Source organism: Amycolatopsis sp. lyj-108 (assembly GCF_046549005.1).
Lineage (GTDB): Bacteria > Actinomycetota > Actinomycetes > Mycobacteriales > Pseudonocardiaceae > Amycolatopsis.
Window position 1 is genome coordinate 489,336 of sequence record NZ_JAJPWQ010000003.1, and the last position, 16,898, is coordinate 506,233.

Genomic DNA, 16,898 nt, shown 5'->3' on the forward strand with positions numbered 1-16,898 from the left:
AACCAGTTGCCGAATTGCGGTCAGGCGAAGCGGGTCATGACGTGCTTGACGCGGGTGTACTCGGCGAAGGAGTAGGACGAGAGGTCCTTCCCGTGGCCCGAGTGCCCGAAGCCGCCATGGGGCATTTCCGAGACCAGCGGCCCGTGGGTGTTGACCCAGACGCAGCCGAAGTCGAGTTCACCCGAAACGCGGGTCGCGCGTGCCAGGTCGTTGGTCCAGATCGACGACGCCAGCCCGTACGGGACGCCGTTGGCCAGGCGCACCGCTTCGTCCTCGTCCGCAAAGGACTGAACGGTGATCACCGGGCCGAAGATCTCCTCCCGCACGATCTCGTCGTCCTGCTTCAGGCCCGAGATCACGGTGGGGGAGAAGAAGAACCCGCGGTCACCGGCGGGGACGCCGCCGGTCTCCACGCGGGCGTGCGACGGTAGTCGCTCGACGAGCCCGCGCACCCGGCCGAACTGCGCCTCGCTGTTGAGCGGGCCGAAGTCCCGGCCGGGGGCCTGCGCGGCGGCGGCCTTGGTGAGTTCCGCGACGAACTCCTCGTGGATCGCCGCGTCCACCAGCACCCGGCTGCCCGCGGTGCAGTCCTGGCCTGCGTTGTAGAACGCCGCGCCGACGATGCCCTCCGCCGCCTCGGCGAGGTTCACGTCGCCGAAGACCAGCAGCGGCGCGTTCCCGCCGAGTTCGAGGTGCGTGCGCTTGAGGTCGGCCGCCGCGACGGTGGCGACGTCGATGCCCGCGCGGGTCGACCCGGTGATCGAGACCAACTCGGTGATCGGGTGCTTCACCAGCGCGCGGCCGGTGTCGCGGTCGCCGCACAGCACGTTGAACGCGCCCTGCGGCAGGAACTCCGCCGCGACCTTGGCCAGCAGCACGGCGGTCGACGGCGTGGTCTCGGCCGGCTTCAGCACGACGGTGTTCCCGGCGGCCAGCGCCGGGGCGATCTTCCAGACGCCCATCATCAGCGGGTAGTTCCACGGCGCGATCTGCGCGCAGACGCCGACCGGTTCACGCCGGATCGCCGAAGAGTGCCCCGGCAGGTATTCCCCGGACGCGGTACCTTCGAGTTGCCGTGCGGCACCGGCGAAGAACCGCAGCGCGCTGACGCACTCCGGAATCTCCTCGTCGAGCACGACGGACCGGATCTTGCCGGTCTCACGGATCTCCAGTTCGGCGAACTCCTCCGCGCGTGCCTCGACCGCGTCGGCGATCTTCAGCAGGGCGAGCTGACGCTGGGCGGGGGTGCTCTTGCGCCACATCTCGAACGCCCGCTCGGCGGCGGCCAGCGCGGCGTCCACATCGGACTGCTCGGACAGGACGCTGGTGCCGAAGACCTCGCCGGTGGAGGGGTCCACCAGGTCGAGTGTCCGCGAGCCCGACGCCGGTACCTCGGCGCCGTCGACGAAATTGAGGACCTGAGTCATTTCTTCTCCAGGTGGGTCGGCTCGAACATCTTCAGCAGGGCGGGGAGGACGACCACGGACGGCCCTGGCGTGCCCAGCGCGTCGGCGAGGTCCTTCCCGATGGTGTCCAAAGAGGACATCGTCGCGTCGACGCCGAAAGAGCGCGCCAGCGCGGCGAAATCCGGCCGTGCGAGTTCGGTGGCGGTGGACTGGCCGAAAGCGCCGGTCAGGTACTCGCGCAGGATGCCGTAGCCGCCGTCGTCGATGACCAGCCATGTGACGTCGAGTCCGTGCTGGACCGCCGTGGCCAGTTCCGCGATCCCGTACATCGCGCCGCCGTCGCCGGACACCGCGAGCACCGGCCCACCGGTGGCGACAGCGCCGCCGAGCGCGCCGGGCAGGCCGTAGCCGAGTCCGCCCGCGCCCTGCGCGGTGTGGATCGGCGCGCCCTCGGGATTCCACGCAGACCAGGCCCAGTAGGCCGCGATCGTCATGTCCCAGAACGTCTGCGTGCCCTCGGGGAGCGCCGCACGGATGTCTTCGATCAGCTTGCGCTCGGTTTCGAGAGCCTGGCCGTCGAGCCGGAGACGTACCTTCCCCAGCAGCTCCGCGACCGCCTTTTCGGCGGCACCGTCGGACCGGCGGAACGGCACCTGCTCCAGAAGTCCTTGCAGGACAAGGCGGACATCGGCGTGGATACCCAGCGCCGGGTAGTTCGACTCCAGCTTCCCGAGATCGGCCTCGACCTGGATCATCCGGCCGCGCGGGGCGAACTCGCGGTAGTTGCTGGACAGCTCGCCGAGCCCGGAACCCAGGACGAGCAGCACATCCGCGGCCGAGAGGAACTCGGTGCTGTGCCAGTCTTCGACCCAGGACTGCCCGGAAAGCTCGTGGTCCCAGCCGAAGACGCCCTTGCCGCCGAACGTCGACAGCACCGGCGCGCGCAGTGCCTCCGCGAGCGCCTTCAATTCCGCCCGCGCACCCGAGCGCAGTGCGCCACCACCGGCCAGGATCACCGGATTCTTCGCCGCACCAAGGAGATTCGCGGCCTCGGTGACGAGCTCCGGCAACGGTGCGAGCGGAGCGGGCTGTGCGGTCACCGAGGTGATCCGCGGCAGCTCCGTCGGCGCCAGCAGGATGTCCTGCGGGATCTCGACCCACGCCGGGCCGTACGGCGCGGTCGCCGCCGATTCCCAGGCTTCGCGCAGCGCCGTCGGGATCTGGCTGACGGTGCGCACGACGTGCACCGACTTCACGACGTCACGGAAACTGGCCTGCTGATCGGGCAGTTCGTGCAGGTACCCGTGCCGTCCGCCGCCGAGCCCGGCGACCGGGATCTGGCTGGAGATGCCGAGCACCGGGACCGACGCCGCCCGGGATTCCTGCAGTGAGGCCAAAGTCAGCAGCGCGCCGGGGCCGGTCGACACGATCATCGGGGTCACCGGGACCGGGCCTTCGGGGTCCGCCGCGAGCCGGGCGCGGGCGTGCCCGTCGGCCGCGAACGCCAGGTTGTTCTCCACCCGCGAGCTGATCACGCGCAGGTCGTCCGTGCGCCGCAGTGCTTCGAACAGGCCGAGCGCGTGCTGGCCCGGCAGGCCGAACACGGTGTCGGCGCCGAGCGCGCGGAGGGTTTCGACGACGACGTCGCCGCCTATCCGTTGTGTCATTCGCTCTTTCCCAGGCTGAGCAGGCTCACCAGGTCGTAGGCGACGTGGGAGGCCGCGATGGCGGTGATCTCGGCGTGATCGTAAGCCGGGGCGAGCTCCACCACATCCGCGCCGACGAGGTTGCAGTCCCGCAGCCCGCGCAGGATCTCCAGCAGTTCACGGCTGGTCATGCCGCCCGCTTCGGGGGTGCCGGTGCCCGGCGCGTGCGCGGGGTCGAGCACGTCGATGTCGACGGAGATGTAGAGCGGTCGGCCGCCGATGCGCTGGCGCAGCGCGTCGACGGTCTCGGCGACCCCGCGGCGCATGACGTCGCCGGAGGTGACGATGCCGAATCCGAGGCGGCGGTCCTCTTCCAGATCCCGCTTGCCGTACAGCGGGCCGCGCGTGCCGACGTGGGACAGCGCTTCGGTGTCGAGGATGCCTTCCTCGGACGCCCGCCGGAACGGGGTGCCGTGGGTGTACGGCTCGCCGAAGTAGGTGTCCCAGGTGTCGAGGTGCGCGTCGAAATGCAGCAGCGCCACCGGTCCGTGCTTCTTCGCCGCCGCCCGCAGCAGCGGCAGCGCGATCGTGTGGTCGCCGCCGACGGTCACCAGGCGTGTCCCGTTCGCGGTCAGCGCCTCGGCCGCGTCCTGCAGGGTCTCGATCGCCTCGCCGATGTTGAACGGGTTGAGCGCGATGTCGCCGGCGTCGACCACCTGCGTTTCGGCGAAGGGCGAGACGTCGAGTTCCGGGTGATACGGGCGAAGGAGCCTGCTGGCCTCGCGGAGCGCGGCGGGGCCGAACCGCGCGCCGGGGCGGTAGGACACCCCGGCGTCGAACGGCACGCCGACGACGGCGACATCGGCACGCTCGACCTGATCGATCCGCGGCAGCCTCGCGAAGGTCGCGAAACCGGCGAACCGGGGCACCTTGGACGAGTCGACGGGGCCGATCGGGCGCTGCTCAGGCACTGTGTCTCCTTCTTGGGGTGTAAGGGTTTCAGGACTTCGAAGCGGCGAGTTTCGCCTCTTCTTCTTCGGCGACCGCGCTGCCGTTCAGGCGGCGGGTCCACACGGTGAGGATCTCGTCGGAGGTACGCGGGGTGAGGAAGCTGACCAGCAGGTACACCGCCAGGCTGGAGCCGAGACCCCAGTAGATCGGGCTGTTGGCCTCGACGCCGTCGACGAACATGAACGCGATGACCACGACGGTACCGACGACCATCGACGCGAGCGCGCCCTGACGAGTGCCGCGTTTCCAGGCCAGTCCGCCGATGATCGCGACCAGCAGACCGCCGACGAGGATGTCGTAGGCGATGGTCAGCGCGTTGACGACGTCGTCTACGACCATCGCGATGCCGATCGCGACGACACCGAGGACCAGCGTGGTGACGCGGTTCCTGGTGACCTCGTTGACGGCCTTCTTGAGGCCCAGTTTGGAAAGCAGGTCCGAGGTGCTGACCGTGGAACAGGCGATGAGAGCGCCGCTCGCGGTCGACATCATCGCCGACAACGCCGCCGCGAGCACCAGGCCGCGGACCCCGGCGGGCAGCTGATCCTCGACGATGGTCGCGAACGCGTCCTGCGCGCTGGCGAGGTTCGGGTACAGCGTCTTGGCCGCGGTGCCGATCAGCGCGCCGGCGAGACCGTAGACCAGGCAGTAGACACCGGAGATGACGCCGCCGCCGGTGGCGATGCCCGGCGTCCTCGCGGTGAACACGCGCTGCCAGATGTCCTGGCCGATGAGCAGGCCGAAGCTGTAGATGAGGAAGTAGGTGAGGATCGTGTCGCCGCCGATGGCGGTGAGTTCGAAATAGCTCTCGTCCAGCCGCGCGGCCATCCCGTCGAAGCCGCCCGCCGAGACGATCGAGACCGGCAGCAGGATGAAGAGGATGCCGATGGTCTTGATGACGAACTGGACGATGTCGGTCAGGGTGATCGACCACATGCCGCCGAGCACCGAGTAGAGCACCACGATCGACCCGCCGATGGCGATCCCGGCCCAGCTCGGCACGTTGAACAGGACCTTGAAGATGGTGGCGAAGGCCAGCGTCGAGGTGACGGTCAGCATCAGCGTGTACGCCCACATGACGACGCCGGAGATGGCGCTCGTGGAGCCGCCGTAGCGCAGGTCGAGCATCTCGCCGACGGTGTAGACGCGCAGTTTCACCAGCCGCCGCGCGAACAGCGTGTGCAGGACCAGGATGCCGACGCCGATCGCGATCACGAGCCAGGCGCCGGAGATGCCGTAGGTGTAGCCGAGTTTCACGCCGCCGACCGTCGAAGCGCCGCCGAGGACGACCGCGGACATCGTGCCCGAATACATGAACCAGCCGAGGCGGCGGCCCGCGACCAGGTAGTCGGACTTGGTCTTGGCCAGCCGCAGACCGAACCAGCCGACCCCGATCATGCCCGCTATGTAGAGCGCGATCACCGCGTAGTCACCGGCCACGGTGTCCTCCTTGCCTTGGGGCGGTTCGCTTCGTTCGGGCCACCGTAGGTTCGTTCGCTCCTTGAACGACATGGGATGATCCATCCAAGGCGTCGGAAATCGAGGACGAAATGACCCAAAGTCGCGATCCGTTCGACTCGGATGTGAATGTCCCGTTACGGGCCGTGGTCGGCAACCCGGAACTGGCACTCGACCCGGTCGTGGAGACCCTGCGCCCGGACGCGCTCGACGCCCCGGTGCGCTGGGCGCACGTCAGCGAGCTGCGGGATCCCGCGCCGTACCTGCTCGGGGCGGAACTGCTGCTCACCGCGGGTGTGAACCTTCCGGTGGAGCCGTCCGAGGTCGACCGCTACGTCCGGCGACTGGCCGACAGCGGCATCTCCGCGCTCGGCTTCGGGCTGACGCCGGGCACCCACGAGACTTTGCCGCCGGCACTGCGGTCGGCCTGCGCGCGGCACGGGTTGCCGCTGCTCGTCGTCCAGCCGCGGACGCCGTTCCTGGCGATCAGCCGGGCCGTGTCGGTCGCGCTCGCCGAGGCGGGGCAGCGGGAACAGCGGCGGATCGCGGCCGCGCGCGAGGCGCTGACCAGGGCCGCGGGCGACGGGCTCGGCGAACTCGCGAGCGCGCTGGCCGGGCGGCTGCGGGCGTGGGTGGCGCTGGTCGGGGTCGGTGACGTCCTCGCCGCCGACCACGGCGCGCCGTCCCCACTGCCGGACGAGGTCCGGGAACTGGTCGCCACGCTGCGGGCGGGCCGGGGGATCCGCAGCGCGACGACGGAACTGGCCGACGGCACGCACGTCGTCGCGCAACCGGTGTACCCACAGGCGACGGCGTCACATCTGGTCGTGGTCGGCCGCGTCGAACGGTTCGACGGCGCGGACCGCTCGATCCTGTCGGTCGGGGCGGCGCTGCTCGGGCTGGTGGGCCGCGCGGGTTCGGACGCGGCCGGACTGGGTGCCACCGCCACGTCGTTGCTGCTGGGCGAGACCGACGTGATCGGCGGGGACGAACGCCGTCTGGTCGCCGGGATCGCTTACCGCCGAGGGCCGAACGAGGTCGCCGCGCGCTACGACTGGCTGCGCGCCCGGCTCGACACCCCGCTCGTGCGGCTGCTGCCCGGGCCACGCTTCACCGCGATCGTCCGTGAGGCGCCGGAGATCGGCGACCTCGACCGGCTCCGCGCCGACGGGTGGCTCGCCGTCGTGGGTTCGCCCGTCCCACCCGGCCGGCTCCCCGAGGCGCGCGCCGAAGTGGAGTTGCTGCTGCGGCGGGCCGCCGCGCTGGAACGGCCGGTCGTGGCGGAGGCGTCCGGGCTCGGCCTGGACGCGCTGATCGCCCCGGACGCGGCGGCCGGGTTCGCCGCCCAAGCGCTGGCGCCGCTGCGCGAACTCGACCAGAAGGGCGACCGCGAACTGGTCGACACGCTGCGAACCTGGCTCGCGCACCACGGCGGCTGGGATCGGACGGCCGCCGAACTCGGCGTGCACCGCAACAGCGTCCGGCACCGGATCGGGCAGATCGAACGGGCGCTGAGCGTGGACCTGGCGGATCCGGAGGTCCGGATGCGCCTGTGGTTCGCCCTGCGCTGGTCGTGAGTGGCGATTCGGGTCCTAACCCGAATCGCCACTCACGACCACCTGCACCGAACGGTCACCGCCGGTTGGTCCAATCAGGTCACTCTCAGGAATCTGTGGCAACGTAGGGTCGTGCGAATTCTGGTAGTCGAAGACGAAGAACCCCTCGCCGACGCGATCGCACGCGGCCTGCGGCGCGAGGGGATGGCGGTGGACATCGCGCTCACCGGTGACGACGGGCACGAGAAGGCCGCCGTCACCCGGTATGACGTCGTGCTGCTCGACCGCGACCTGCCCGGTATGTCCGGTGACGACCTGTGCCGCGAGATCGTCGCGTCCGGCGAGCTGACCCGCGTGCTGATGCTCACCGCGAGCAGTTCCGTTTCGGACCGCGTCGACGGGCTTTCCCTCGGCGCCGACGACTATCTCGCCAAGCCGTTCGCCTTCCCCGAACTCGTCGCGCGGGTGCGGGCGCTGGGTCGTCGCGCGACCCCGGCCGCGCCGCCGCTGCTGACTTCGGGCGACGTCGAACTGGATCCGGCGAGGCGGACCGTCCGCCGCGCGAGCGGTCCGGTCGAGCTCACCCGCAAGGAGTTCGGCGTGCTGGAGGTGCTGCTGTCGGCCGCCGGTTCGGTGGTCAGCAGCGAGGAACTGCTCGAACGCGTGTGGGACGAGAACGCCGACCCGTTCACCACCACCGTCCGGGTCACCGTGATGACACTGCGGAAGAAACTCGGCGAGCCGGGCATCATCGAGACCGTCGTCGGCTCCGGCTACCGGGTGCCGGAGCAGGGGACCGCACGCGGGTGAACCTGTCCGGTGCCCGCAGCCTGCGCGCGCGGGTCACGTTGCTCGCGACCGGGCTGGTGGCGCTGGTCAGCCTCCTGTTGCTCTGGCTGACCTGGAATCTGGTCGGTGACGCGGTTTCCGCGGTTCCGCAGCTGCCGCCGGGCACCACGGTGCGGGTCGACGGCGTCGAGGTCGACGCTTCCGCCGTCACCGAGCATCTGCGGGTGTACGCCCGGAATCGGGTGCTGCTGTTCGGCGCGGCCGCGTTCTGTTTCGTCGTGCTGGCGGCGGGGATCCTCGCGTGGACGTTCACCGCGCGGGTCCTGCAGCCGTTGCGTGAGATCACCGGGACGGCGCGGCGTCTGTCGATCGAATCGATGGGGGAGCGGATCGGCGAGGTTCGCACCAAGGACGAACTCGCCGAACTGGCCGAGACCTTCGACGACATGCTCGACAGGTTGCAGGCCGCGTTCGACGCCCAACGGCATTTCGTCGCCAACGCCAGCCACGAACTGCGGACGCCGCTCGCGGTCATCCGCACCGAACTCGACGTCACCCTGGCCGACGAGCAGGCCGACGAAGCCGAATTACGCCGGATGGCGGGTGTCGTCCGCGACGCGACCGAACGAGCCGAGCGGCTGGTCGGTTCGCTGCTGCTGCTCGCGCGCACGGACGGCGCGGGGCTGGTGGCCAGGGAACCGGCCGATCTCGCGGTGGTCGTCGCGATCGCTTGGCGGGCGGTGCGCGCCGACGCCGAGAAACGCGGTATCCGCACCGAATTCGCGACCCAGGGCGCGCCGACGTTCGGTGATCCCGCGCTGCTGGAACGGATCGCGGGCAATCTGCTGGAGAACGCCGTGCGGCACAACGTCGAGGGCGGCTGGCTGGACGTCGTCACGCAGGCCGGTCCACAGTGGTCGGTGCTGCGGGTGCGGTCTTCCGGCGGTCTGCTCGACCCGGCCGCGGTCCCCGAACTGTTCGAGCCGTTCCGCCGGGCAGGCGTCGCCAGGACCGCCCGCACCGGCGCCGGTCTGGGGCTGTCGATCGTGCGGGCCGCGGTCCAGGCGCACGGCGGCACGGTGTCCGCGGAACCCGTTGTGGGCGGCGGTCTTTCGGTGACCGTCCACCTTCCCGCTCTGCCTTGACCTGCCGCTGGGGTTACGGTTCAAGGATGGTCCCCAGCATGAGGCTGAACAACGGAACGTCCCTTCCCCAGCTCGGGTTCGGGGTGTACAAGATCGGCGACGACGAGGTCGTCGGCGCGGTCCGCGCCGCCATCGAGGCAGGTTACCGCGCCATCGACACGGCGACCCTGTACGCCAACGAACGCGGTGTCGGCGAGGCAGTCCGCACCAGCGGGCTGCCCCGCGAGGAACTGTTCGTCACCACGAAACTGTGGAACACCGAGCACGGCTACGACTCGGCGTTGCGTGCCTTCGACACCAGCCTGAGCGAACTCGGTCTCGAGTACGTCGATCTGTACCTGATCCACTGGCCGCTGCCGTCGCAGGACAAGTACGTGGAAACGTGGCGGGCGCTGGAAAAGATCGCCTCGGACGGCCGGGCGAAGGCGATCGGCGTCTCGAACTTCCAGATCCCGCATCTGGAGCGGCTGATCGAGGAGACCGGGACGGTCCCCGCGGTGAACCAGATCGAATGCCACCCGTGGCTGCAGCAGCCGCTGCTCCGGAACTTCCACGAGAAGCACGAGATCCTCACCGAGGCGTGGGGCCCGCTGGCGCGCGGCGGAGAACTGCTCGCCGACCAGAAGATCACCACGATCGCGGAGAAGCATGGCAAGACCCCGGCGCAGATCGTCCTGCGCTGGCATATCGAGATGAACCACCTGGTGATCCCGAAATCCGTCACGCCGGAACGGATCAAGGAGAACATGGACGTCTTCGACTTCGCGCTCGACGCGCACGACGGCGCCGCGATCGCGACGCTGGAGCAGGGGAAGCGGCTGGGACCGGATCCGGACACCCTCGGCGCGTGAGTGGGATGGCCGCAAGTAGTCACCTACTTGCGGCCATCCGTTACCGCACGTCCACGAAGATCGGGTTCCCGTACAGCCACAGGTCTTCGAACGGGTTCGACTGCCCGATCACGTCGGCGCTCGGTTCGATCCCGCCGGGCACGTGCTTCTTGCCGTCCGTGCCGCGCGTCCGCACGAAGAACGGCTCGCGCACGTTGCGGAAGGTGTGCCGGAAGGCCACCCGCCGCCCCGGCGCCCACCGCGGTTCGAAGGACCGCGCGACGCGCGTGCCTGGAGCGGTCTGCGTGTCCCGGTCGGTGGCCGGGCCGGTCACCGGTCCCGAAACGAGGTCGAGTCGCGCGAGCCGGGGGATCGCGCCGCCGCCGTTGGGCCGGGCCGCCAGTTTCGCCGAGACGACGACCGTGACGTCGTCCCCGCGCCGAACCCGCAGCCTGCCGCCCATCGTCGCCGAGCTCCAGCCGCTGTACGCGCCGAACTCCAGTTCCTGCGCGAGTCCGCCGTGTGTCACCCAGACGCGTCCCGCACGCAGGCCTTCCAGCACACCTTCGTGGCTTCGACGGGACACGCCGACGACGGTCCGGCTGAACTCGGCGGGTGCGAAGTCCGCGTACGGGGGCAGGGTCTGCGGGACGCCGGTGTCGATCGGGTCCGGGTAGGCGCCGTGCTCGTCGTAGTACCCGTCCGGGACGCCGGGCCGGACGTGGGTGTCGCCGCGGTTGTAATGCGAGTCGGAGTTGCTGGTGATCCACCACGGCTTTCCTTCGGCCAGCAGCGAATCCCACAGCCCGCCGACGGTCGCGGTGCTCCAGTCGAAGCCGCCGTAGGTGCGGTAGGCCGATTCCGGGAAGCCCGGCCACGAGTTCGCGCCGGGGGAGTTGCCGTAACCGCCGCGCGCGCCACCGCCGCTCCCGAGCGGTTTCGGGAAGCCGTCGGCCTGCGCGCCCGGCGCGCCTTCCATGCCGATGACGATGCCGGGCGCGGCGTCGCGCAGCGCGCGGATCTCGTGCGGGGCGATCCGGCCGTTGCGCAGCGGATGGTTGATCACCACCACCGGCGCGTGGATCCGGCGTGCCCGCTCTTCGGCGGCGAGCCAGCGGATCGCCGCGACGGCCAGTGCCTCGTTGTCCGGCGTGCCCGTTTCGGTCCCGGTCAGCCGCCAGTCGAAGGCGCGCTCGAACTCGCGCAGTTTCGCGGCCTGGTCCGCGCCGGCCTGGAAGAACAGCGTCGCGTGCTCGGCGCCCGGCACGTTCCACTCCATGCCTTGCCACAGCAGGAGATCGCGGTGCTCGCGCTGTGCCGCCCGGATCGCGGCGTTGGTCCGCTCGACCGACGACTTCTCGTGCGCGGCGTGGCCGTGGTCGGTGATCACCGCCCAGTCCGCACCGTGCCGGCGGGCGGCGTCGGCGATTCCGTCCACTGTGTACATCGCGTCGTAGGAATACTGCGTGTGGATGTGGTGATCGCCCACCAGCCACCGGTAGCGGTCCCGGCCGAAGAGCCGGTTGGCATCGATGTCGAGGTCGAGCGCTTCCGCCGGGGTGGTGGCGGCGAGCGGCGCGCCCGCGGCCGCCGCGGACACGAGGCCCGCACGCTTGAGGAATCCGCGGCGGTCGACGCCGTGCTTTTCGCTGTTCACCGGCGGCACGCTAAAGAGCTTCGCTGAACGGGCGGTGACCGGACGGCCAACGCGCGGCGCCGTGTGACGATCGTCGCCGTCGCGGTACGCAGCCCGTCTCCCCGGGGGATGGCCGGGGAGACGGGCTTTTCGAACAGACACTAAGTGTTCATGAAAACGCAGTTGTCCGCCACGAAATCCACGAGAAACGCAAAAGACCACCGCCTGCGATCAAGAGATCGCCGACGGTGGCCTTTTGGCAGAGGTCAGGAGAGCGGAACGCTCGCCACGCCCGGCGCCAGGAACGGCTTGCCGTTGACCTTCTCGGACACCCCGGCCCGGTCCAGGTACGGCGTGATGCCGCCCAGCCAGAACGGCCAGCCCGCGCCGAGGATCAGGCACAGGTCGATGTCCTGCGCCTCGGCGACCACGCCCTCGTCGAGCATGATCCGGATCTCCTCGGCGATCGCGGCCAGCGCGCGGTCACGCACCTGCTCGGAGGTCGACGGCGAGTCGCCGCGCTGCCAGAGTTCGGCCACCTCGGGGTCGACGGTGGCGTTGCCCTTGTCGTCCCACTGCCAGACACCCTTCTTGCCCGCCTTGACGAAGCGGTCGAGATTCTCGCTGACGGTGAACCGGTCCGGGAACGCCTCGTGCAGGGTCTCCCCGACGTGCAGGGCGATCGCCGGGCCGACCAGCTGCATCAGCGTCAGCGGGGTCATCGGCAGGCCGAGCGGCTCGAGCGCCTTGTCCGCGACCTCGAACGGCGTGCCCTCGTCGACGGTCACCAGCACCTCGCCGAGGAACCGCAGCAGCAGCCGGTTGACCACGAACGCGGACGCGTCCTTGACCAGCACGCTCGACTTCTTGAGCTGCTTGCCGAGGGCGAACGCGGTGGCCAGCGCGGTGTCGTCGGTCTTCTCCGCGCGGACGATCTCCAGCAGCGGCATCACCGCGACCGGGTTGAAGAAGTGGAACCCGACCACGCGTTCCGGGTGCTTGAGCTGCGACGCCATCGCGGTGATCGACAGCGACGAGGTGTTCGTCGCCAGGATCGCCTCGGGGGACACGTACTGCTCCAGGTCGGCGAAGACCTTCTGCTTGACGCCCAGTTCCTCGAACACCGCTTCGATCACGAAGTCGGCGTCGGCGAAAGCGGCCTTGTCGAGCGAGCCGGTGACGAGCGCCTTCAGCCGGTTCGCGCCGTCCGGCGAAACCCGCTTCTTGGCCAGCAGCTTGTCGATCTCACCGTGCACATAGGACACGCCCTTGTCGACGCGTTCCTGGTCGACGTCGGTGAGCACCACCGGCACCTTGAGGCGGCGGACGAACAGCAGCGCCATCTGGCTGGCCATCAGGCCCGCGCCGACGATGCCGACCTTGTTCACCTTGCGCGCCAGCGACTTGTCCGGTGCACCCGCCGGCCGCTTGGCCCGCTTGTTGACCAGGTTGAACGAGTACAGCCCGGCACGCAGGGTGTCGTCCATGAGCAGCTCGGCGAGCCCGTCGGTCTCGGCCGCGTAACCGCGGTCCAGATCGTTCTCGCGGGCCAGCTCCAGCAGCTCGACGGCCTTGGTCGCGCCGGGCGAGGCACCCTTGGTGCGTCCGTCCACAATGGCCTTGGCGCGGGCGATCGCGGTGTCCCAGCCCGCGCCGCGGTCGATCTCGCGGCGGGCGGGGGTGATCTCGCCGTTGACGACCTTCGCCAGCCACAGGAGGGACTGCTCGAGGTAGTCGGCCGAACCGAAGACCTCGTCGACGATGCCGAGCTCCGCCGCCTGCGCGACCTTGAGCATCTTGTTCTGCGCCAGCGCGTTCTCGATGATCACGGTGACCGCGGCGTCCGGCCCGATCAGGTTCGGCAGCAGCTGCGTGCCGCCCCAGCCCGGGAACAGGCCGAGGAAGACCTCGGGGAACGCGATCGCGGCGGTGTTCTCCGAAAGCGTGCGGTAGTGGCAGGAAAGCGCGAGTTCGAGCCCGCCACCCATCACCGCGCCGTTGATGAACCCGAACGTCGGGATCTCGGTTTCGGTGAGGCGCCGGAACACGTCGTGTCCGGTCTGCGCGATCTCCCGCGCCAGCGCCGGATCCGCGACCGCTTCGACACCGGAAAGGTCGGCGCCGACGGCGAAGATGAACGGCTTGCCGGTGACCGCGATCGCGGCGGGTTCCGCGGCGAAGGCGGCGTCGATCGCGGCGTTGAGGCTCACCAGGCCCTGCGGGCCGAAGGTGTTCGGCCGGGTGTGGTCGTGGCCGTTGTCCAGGGTGATCAGCGCGACCGGCTTGTCGAGGCCGGGCACCTTCACCAGCCGCGTGACCGCGTTCGTGACGACCTCGTCGGGAAAGGCGGCTTTCGCCTGCTCAGCGGTGAAAGTCATTACTTCGCCCCCTCAAAGGCCGGGTTCTCCCAAATCACGGTGCCGCCCATGCCGATACCGATGCACATGGTGGTCAGGCCGTAGCGCACGTCGGGGCGCTCGGCGAACTGACGCGAAAGCTGCGTCATCAGCCGGACACCGGACGAGGCGAGCGGGTGACCGCAGGCGATCGCGCCACCCCACTGGTTGACGCGGGGGTCGTCGTCGGCGATGCCGAAGTGGTCGAGGAAAGCGAGCACCTGGACGGCGAACGCCTCGTTGATCTCGAACAGGCCGATGTCGTCGATCGACAGACCGGTGCGCTTGAACAGCTTCTCGGTGGCGGGCACCGGGCCGATGCCCATGACCTCCGGTTCGACACCGGCGAAGGAGTAGCCCACCAGGCGCATGCCGATCGGCAGGCCGAGTTCGCGGGCCGTGTCCTCGTCGGCGAGCAGGGCCGCGGTGGCGCCGTCGTTGAGACCGGCCGCGTTGCCCGCGGTGATCCGGCCGTGCGGGCGGAACGGCGTCTTCAGCCCGGCGAGCTGCTCGACGGTGGTGCCCGGACGCGGTGGCTCGTCCTCGGTCGCGAGACCCCAGCCGAGTTCCTTCGAACGGGTCGCGACCGGGACCAGCTCGGGGCCGATCTTGCCGGTCTTCACCGCTTCGGCGTACTTCTCCTGGCTGCGCGCGGCGAAGGCGTCGGTGCGCTGCTTGGTGATCGCGGGGAACCGGTCGTGCAGGTTCTCCGCGGTCTGGCCCATCACGAGCGCCGTCGGGTCGACGAGCTTGTCGGCGATGATGCGCGGGTTCGGGTCGACGCCCTCGCCCATCGGGTGGCGGCCCATATGCTCGACGCCGCCGGCGATGGCGATGTCGTACGCGCCGAAGCCGATGCCGCTCGCGGTCGTGGTGACCGCGGTCATCGCGCCCGCGCACATGCGGTCCAGCGCGAAACCGGGCACCGACTTGGGCAGGCCCGCCAGCAGGGCGGCGGTGCGGCCGATGGTCAGGCCCTGGTCCCCGATCTGGGTGGTGGCGGCGATCGCCACCTCGTCGACGCGTTCGGGCGGCAGCTCGGGATGCCGCCGCAGCAGTTCACGGATGGCGTTGACGACGAGGTCGTCGGCACGGGTGCCGGCGTACATGCCTTTCTCGCCTGCCTTGCCGAAGGGCGTTCGCACCCCTTCGACGAAGGCGACATTGCGTACCGACCGCGCGTTCGGCGCGAGCGGTGTTGCTCCTGCGGCCACGAATGCTCCTGAAGTAGAGGTAGTCCTGTCCGCACCCTAGCCCCGGTTACCCGTCGGTAACCAGGATGGTGGCCCGGTCGAGTGGGGGAAGGCACACTCCCGGGTGCGCCCGGGTCGGCCGCTTGGCCGATCCGGGGGCGGTGGGGAAGTTGCTATGTTCGAAGTGATCAGGGGGAGGGATCACGATGACATCGCCGGGGCCGGCCGTCACCCGTCGCGCGTTGCTGGGGATGGCGGCCCTGGCGCCGCTGGCCGCCTGCACTCGCGGGACGCCACCGCCGAGCCCGTCGGCCCCTCCTCCGCCGCCCCCGCCTTCTCCCTCCCGGCAGTTCCACGACCGGTTGATGGAGCTGGAGAAGAAGTTCGATGCCAGGCTCGGCGTGTACGCGCTCGACACCGAAAGCGGCGGCACGGTCGAACATCGCGCGGACGAGCGGTTCGCGTTCTGCTCGACGTTCAAAGGGGTCGCGGCGGCCGCCGTCCTGCAGCGCAACCCGTTGTCGCATCTGGAAACCCGGGTCAGCTACTCCCGGGAAGACCTGATGAAACACGCACCGGTCACCGGACAGCATGTCGCCACCGGCATGACGATCCGCCAGCTGTGCGACGCCGCCGTCCGGTTCAGCGACGGCACCGCGGGCAACCTGCTGCTGCGGGACCTCGGCGGCCCCACCGCGCTGACGGCGTTCACGCGCAGCCTCGGCGACACCGTCACACGGATGGACCGGGTCGAACCGGCCATCACCGAGGCCACCCCGGGCGACCTTCGCGACACCACGACTCCGCGCGCTTTCGCCGCCGACTACCGCGAGATCGTGCTGGGCGACACGCTCACGGCCGACAAACGTGACTTCCTCCGCGATCTGCTCCAGCGCAACGCCACCGGCGCCGAGCGGATCCGGGCGGGCCTGCCGCCCGGCTGGACCGTGGCCGACAAGACCGGGACGGGCGACTACGGCACCTTGAACGACATCGCCGTCGTATGGCCGCCGGCCAAAGCCCCGATCGTGCTGGCGATCATGTCCAGCAAGGCGGCCAAGGACGCCCCCTACGACCAGGCGCTGCTCGCCGAGGCCGCGAAGTACGTGGCCGAAACCCTCACGTGATTGGAGGAGTTACGCCTTCAATCACGCGAGTTACGGGTCCAATCACGCGAGTTACGCGTTAGTTGCCGGTGGCGCTGGGGAGCAGGGCGGGGCAGCCGCCGGTGGCATAGGCCGGGTCGTACTCGAAGTGCCACTTCTCGTTGTCGTAGCGGCGGCACCAGCCGAGCGCACCACCGTGCTTGTCCACCCACGCGGCCGAGTTCAGCGGCTGGATGTCGACGGCGATTCCCTTGACGTGCATGGACGTCTCCGGTTGCAGCGCCCACTTCTTGGCCTGCTCCACGGAGCCGAACCGCTGGACGGCCTTGTCGAACTCGCGCTGCTGCTGACTCCGGCTGCGCTTGCCGTCGTTCACGCAGAGCGTGATGTTCTGTGCCTTGGCCTTGGCACGCATGGCGTTCCACGCTTCGATCACGTCCGGGCGCATACCGAAGGTGTCCTCGTCGACATAGCGTTTGTCGACGGCGCACGTCGGCCCGCTCTCGGGGCCGGGGACCTCTTCGAGGATCGCGAGCGGTTGCCCGTTCACCGTCTTGACGGCCACGCCGGTGGCTCCCAGCGTCACCATCGCGATCCCGACGAGACCCAGCGCCACGAGCACGCTGATCGCGGTCCGGCGGCTGGAGATGACTGTGGTGGGCACCACTCCGAAGCTACCCAGCCTCCGGCGGGCCGCCAGGGTTTGTGACGTTGTTCCCAGAACGT

General features: G+C 69.9%; 13 protein-coding genes. 5 read left to right on the forward strand and 8 right to left on the reverse strand.

Features of this window, described 5'->3' with window-relative positions:
* Positions 1-20 precede the first annotated feature (20 nt).
* The 4 genes from ACLJO0_RS13940 to ACLJO0_RS13955 are packed head-to-tail and all read right to left on the reverse strand — an operon-like array spanning position 21 to position 5,503.
* On the reverse strand, positions 21-1,427 hold the full coding sequence (locus ACLJO0_RS13940; protein ID WP_410578947.1) for an aminobutyraldehyde dehydrogenase: 1,407 nt from the start codon (positions 1,425-1,427) through the stop codon (positions 21-23).
* Positions 1,424-3,073, reverse strand: coding sequence for a thiamine pyrophosphate-binding protein (locus ACLJO0_RS13945; protein ID WP_410578949.1), 1,650 nt, complete (start codon positions 3,071-3,073; stop codon positions 1,424-1,426). The genes ACLJO0_RS13940 and ACLJO0_RS13945 overlap by 4 nt, the downstream gene beginning before the upstream one ends.
* The gene (gene speB / locus ACLJO0_RS13950) at positions 3,070-4,023 is read right to left on the reverse strand and encodes an agmatinase (RefSeq protein WP_410578951.1); all 954 of its coding nucleotides are present in this window, start codon (positions 4,021-4,023) and stop codon (positions 3,070-3,072) included. Before speB ends, ACLJO0_RS13945 begins: the two co-directional genes overlap by 4 nt.
* 28 nt (positions 4,024-4,051) lie before the next feature.
* Entirely contained in the window at positions 4,052-5,503 is a 1,452-nt protein-coding gene (locus ACLJO0_RS13955) for a sodium:solute symporter (protein ID WP_410578953.1), read from the reverse strand.
* A gap of 110 nt (positions 5,504-5,613) precedes the next feature.
* Here ACLJO0_RS13955 and ACLJO0_RS13960 point away from each other — a divergent pair, with 110 nt between their 5' ends.
* The 4 genes from ACLJO0_RS13960 (at position 5,614) to ACLJO0_RS13975 (ending at position 9,862) form a co-directional block, all read left to right on the forward strand.
* Positions 5,614-7,098, forward strand: coding sequence for a PucR family transcriptional regulator (locus ACLJO0_RS13960; protein ID WP_410578955.1), 1,485 nt, complete (start codon positions 5,614-5,616; stop codon positions 7,096-7,098).
* A 111-nt stretch (positions 7,099-7,209) separates the two neighbouring features.
* Positions 7,210-7,887, forward strand: coding sequence for a response regulator transcription factor (locus ACLJO0_RS13965; RefSeq protein WP_007033550.1), 678 nt, complete (start codon positions 7,210-7,212; stop codon positions 7,885-7,887).
* Positions 7,884-9,011: a sensor histidine kinase gene (locus ACLJO0_RS13970; protein WP_410578958.1), complete on the forward strand. Its 1,128-nt coding sequence runs from the start codon at positions 7,884-7,886 to the stop codon at positions 9,009-9,011. The genes ACLJO0_RS13965 and ACLJO0_RS13970 overlap by 4 nt, the downstream gene beginning before the upstream one ends.
* A 26-nt stretch (positions 9,012-9,037) precedes the next feature.
* Positions 9,038-9,862, forward strand: a complete 825-nt coding sequence (locus tag ACLJO0_RS13975; RefSeq protein WP_410578960.1) for an aldo/keto reductase — start codon at positions 9,038-9,040, stop codon at positions 9,860-9,862.
* A gap of 40 nt (positions 9,863-9,902) precedes the next feature.
* On the opposite strand, the gene ACLJO0_RS13980 is transcribed toward ACLJO0_RS13975, so the two are convergent.
* The 3 genes from ACLJO0_RS13980 to ACLJO0_RS13990 form a co-directional block, all read right to left on the reverse strand.
* Entirely contained in the window at positions 9,903-11,498 is a 1,596-nt protein-coding gene (locus ACLJO0_RS13980) for a PHP domain-containing protein (protein ID WP_410578962.1), read from the reverse strand.
* Positions 11,499-11,743: 245 nt separating this feature from the next.
* Positions 11,744-13,855, reverse strand: a complete 2,112-nt coding sequence (locus ACLJO0_RS13985; RefSeq protein ID WP_410578964.1) for a 3-hydroxyacyl-CoA dehydrogenase NAD-binding domain-containing protein — start codon at positions 13,853-13,855, stop codon at positions 11,744-11,746.
* Positions 13,855-15,087 (reverse strand): thiolase family protein, encoded by a 1,233-nt coding sequence (locus ACLJO0_RS13990; RefSeq protein WP_093934543.1) that lies wholly within the window; start codon positions 15,085-15,087, stop codon positions 13,855-13,857. The genes ACLJO0_RS13985 and ACLJO0_RS13990 overlap by 1 nt, the downstream gene beginning before the upstream one ends.
* 185 nt (positions 15,088-15,272) lie before the next feature.
* Between ACLJO0_RS13990 and bla the strand changes: the two genes are divergently transcribed.
* Positions 15,273-16,193 carry a class A beta-lactamase gene (bla, locus tag ACLJO0_RS13995; protein ID WP_410578966.1) on the forward strand — a complete coding sequence of 307 codons (921 nt, stop codon included), beginning with the start codon at positions 15,273-15,275 and terminating at the stop codon, positions 16,191-16,193.
* A gap of 58 nt (positions 16,194-16,251) precedes the next feature.
* On the opposite strand, the gene ACLJO0_RS14000 is transcribed toward bla, so the two are convergent.
* Positions 16,252-16,839: a D-alanyl-D-alanine carboxypeptidase family protein gene (locus tag ACLJO0_RS14000; RefSeq protein WP_410578968.1), complete on the reverse strand. Its 588-nt coding sequence runs from the start codon at positions 16,837-16,839 to the stop codon at positions 16,252-16,254.
* Positions 16,840-16,898: the final 59 nt, after the last annotated feature.

Bases quoted from the DNA above. Each gene is read 5' to 3' on its own strand.
- ACLJO0_RS13940 (WP_410578947.1), bottom strand. From the start codon at position 1,427: ATGACTCAGGTCCTCAATTTCGTCGACGGCGCCGAGGTACCGGCGTCG.
- ACLJO0_RS13975 (WP_410578960.1), top strand. From the start codon at position 9,038: ATGGTCCCCAGCATGAGGCTGAACAACGGAACGTCCCTTCCCCAGCTC.
- ACLJO0_RS13985 (WP_410578964.1), bottom strand. From the start codon at position 13,855: ATGACTTTCACCGCTGAGCAGGCGAAAGCCGCCTTTCCCGACGAGGTC.
- ACLJO0_RS13960 (WP_410578955.1), top strand. From the start codon at position 5,614: ATGACCCAAAGTCGCGATCCGTTCGACTCGGATGTGAATGTCCCGTTA.
- bla (WP_410578966.1), top strand. From the start codon at position 15,273: ATGACATCGCCGGGGCCGGCCGTCACCCGTCGCGCGTTGCTGGGGATG.
- ACLJO0_RS13945 (WP_410578949.1), bottom strand. From the start codon at position 3,073: ATGACACAACGGATAGGCGGCGACGTCGTCGTCGAAACCCTCCGCGCG.